Here is a 3211-nt window from a genome sequence, read left to right on the forward strand (position 1 = left end):
AGACAATATGGTTCAAGTTCTCTGAACCGATGGATATAGTGAAAATTCCAAATAACAAATACCAGATTTCAAATGAATTTTTAAATTCTAAAATTTTAATCATTTGTATAAAAATTGATGATTTTTTTGAAGAGGATATAAAGGAATTAAATGTTGATTTTTAATCAAGGTCTCAATATAATCGAACAAAAGGAGGTTTGAGATGCGCGGTTTAATTTTAATAGCAGTCATTGCCTTAATGACAGTAGCTGGGCTTTATGCCCAGGAGAAAGATATAACTCAGGAGGAGCAGAAAATAAGCCTGGAGCTTATCTGGGCGAAGGAGATACCAGAATGGGTTAAGGACTTCGTCTTCTTAGATGAGGATGGCTATAATGTTTTTTCAGTTCAATGTAAGGATTCAGAGAAGGCATTAAAGAATAAGCGGATCTTAATGATTCAGGAAGGGAAGTTAAGAGTTTATGAGGGTGATGAGATGAAGATGACAAATGAAATTTCTTTAAGAGGTGGTCATATTACTATCTCCAAGAATGGGAGGAATATTGCGACGATTGATGGTTTAGAGCGAGATCCTTCGGGCAAGGGGGGATATACTGCTAAACCTGCGACTCTGAGATTATACAACTGGAAAGGGGAGGAGCTGGCACAGACGCAGTTTTCACCACCTGCAGGGTTAGAATATATTCTTCTCTATCCCTTGGGTGATGATCAAGCCGTTGCAGTTGGTTTATCTGGAAACGAAGGACTTTATCACGGCCTTAAGATTTTTGTAAGGAGAGGTAAAATTCTACGAGAGGCCTTTTCCAACGACGAAACGAGTTGGGTTGTTGATTATGCTGAAAATGGTGATAGGGTATTGGTTGCACTTGAAAATAAATATATGGTTTTATTCAACGGTGCTGGAAAGGAGGTATGTCGCTACATCTGTCCCCGGGCCTATCGTAAGGGTTTTCTTTCACCCAAAGGAAATTACATTGCCGAGATTACCGCTGGTAAGTATGTGATGATTTTCGACCGCCAGGGCCGACTCATTGCCGAGCATCATGTTCAGGGGCAGGGTAATTACTATGCTGCCTTCTCACCGGATGAGAAGTGTCTGTGTGTGACTCCGGGCCCCTGGCGAGTCTACTTCTTTGAGACTAAGACCGGGAAGTTGCTGTGGGAGTATGTGGATACTTTGTCTCGATTCCGTTCAATCGCTGTTGCTCCTGTAAGTAATAACACCTTTTTATCTTCCACGCTTTACCATCCTACTAACTATTCTCTTCAGGAAATGGCTGATAAGGTTTTGGTAGTGATTAATCATATTGGGGAAGTTATGAGAAAAGATATAGTTTCCTCAGTCAAAACAGCCGAAGAATTAGAGTTTTATAGATGGAAATCTGTAGCGCCACCTTTAAGGATAACTCCTGATGGTAGATTTCTTCTGGTTCGGTTGCCCAATAGATTACTTTTATATCTTGTCAAAAACGGGGGTGAGCGATGAGAAGACTAAGTTTTGCTTTATTTATTGTTTTCCTTGACATTTCCTCCCTTTCTGCCTATGATTGGCCGATAAAGGAGGATACGGTTCAGCATCGGATATATGGGACACTTGGGGAGTGGCGGAGCAGTCATTTCCATGCCGGGGTTGATGTTGGAGCACCAGAGAGCACCAAGGTCTATACGATCGAAGGGGATACCTGTTATATGGATACTTTGCCTCCAATTCAAGGCATCAACATCGGTCATTTCCGGTATTATCATATGGTGATCAGGGATGTGATCGACGACACTTTCTTTATTGCTGCTGACTCCTTCTTTGCCAAGACCGACTCTTGTAATCATGTCCATCTTCAGGAGGCAGATCGGCGGTTGACTGCACCTGGTGCCAGTGCCAACAATGCGGTGTGGCTCAACCCCCTGCGAAACGGTGCAATGACCCCTTATGTTGATTTTACCAATCCTTCTATTGATTCTATCAAGTTCTACCGTCAGGGGCCGGGTGATACCCTCTTATCCAACGATTCCTTAGATGGAAGGATTGATGTTCTGGCGGTGGCCCGGGATACCAGAACCGACAGCACCGGCCACATTCCCACAATTGTTGGAACAACATCAGTCTATCGAATCGGCTATGAGGTCAGAGATACCCTTGGCAACCTGAAGAAAGATTACTGGAAGAAGATCGTCTTTGATTCCATCCCCTCGCCACCCAATGTCTCCCAACTGCAACTCACCTATGGTACTGGCTCTACCAACTCCCATTTCCGCTACTGGATCTCCAATGACCCGTTCAATGATACGGTATCCTTGAGAAACCACTACTGGAACACCAAGCAGAGGGCAGATTCAGCTGGTATTCCATTTCCTGATTCAGTAGATGCGGATTCGATTGAAGTCGCCAAGTTTAAAGACGGTTTTTATTGGGTGAAAGTTAAAGCTTACGACGTCAGAAACAATGCCGATTCCGAGTCGGTGTTGGTCCATATCGACAACTTTGCCCCCAGGGTCAAGCAGACCTATCCATCTGATTGGTTTGCCTTTGTGTCGAATAAACAACATAAAATCTGGTGTTGTTTCTCTGAAGCGATGGATACAACAACTTTGACCGCAGAGAATATTAAAATCCAGAGTTTAAAGGCAGATAGTTTTAATTATCCAATCATTAATATTTCTTATATCCAAGTAGATTCAATACCGCTTTATAAACTCTTGCTTGAGGTTGATTCATTTCGATTTAAGGATACGGTTCAGGTAAGACTTTCAGATAGTATTCGGGATTTGGCCGGTAAAAGTATAGATACTACTGATTCAAAACAGACCATTGCTTATTCCTGGACCTTTTTTGTTGGGGTAATTCAATTGACTGATAATGATTTGAATGATATTCAACCGGATGTTTATCATAATAAGATTGTCTGGACCCAGGCTCTGGCCGATAGTTATTTAGGTGAAATAATGCTTTATGATTTTTATAATAATACCACTGATACGATTAGTCCTGGAGGTGGAGAACACAATTATCCTGTTATCTGGCAGAATAAAGTTGTCTGGCGTCGTTATCCTGACGATTATACTAATCCAATATACTATTACGATGGAACATCGGTTACAATCGTTGCATCAGGAAACCGAGGTCGAAACATATATGACATCGATTCCAGCGGTATTGCTCTACGCTCATATTATGGCAATGGTTATCCTGATACAACATGGATCGAGTATTACC

The 3211-nt window shown here is 42.0% G+C and carries 2 protein-coding genes; both read left to right on the forward strand.

Annotation, left to right across the window (positions count from 1 at the left end; genetic code table 11):
- The first annotated feature begins 202 nt into the window (after positions 1 to 202).
- Positions 203 to 1486 carry a hypothetical protein gene (locus tag ENI34_04690; protein ID HEC78425.1) on the forward strand — a complete coding sequence of 428 codons (1284 nt, stop codon included), beginning with the start codon at positions 203 to 205 and terminating at the stop codon, positions 1484 to 1486.
- The coding region (locus ENI34_04695) for a hypothetical protein (protein HEC78426.1) at positions 1483 to 3211 on the forward strand (1729 nt) is incomplete at its 3' end. The genes ENI34_04690 and ENI34_04695, both read left to right, overlap by 4 nt.

It is taken from the genome of candidate division WOR-3 bacterium, from assembly GCA_011052815.1.
GTDB lineage: Bacteria > Hydrothermota > Tepidihabitantia > SM23-42 > SM23-42 > DRIG01.

Coding starts and splice junctions, on each gene's coding strand:
- ENI34_04690 (HEC78425.1), top strand. CDS start 203: ATGCGCGGTTTAATTTTAATAGCAGTCATTGCCTTAATGACAGTAGCT.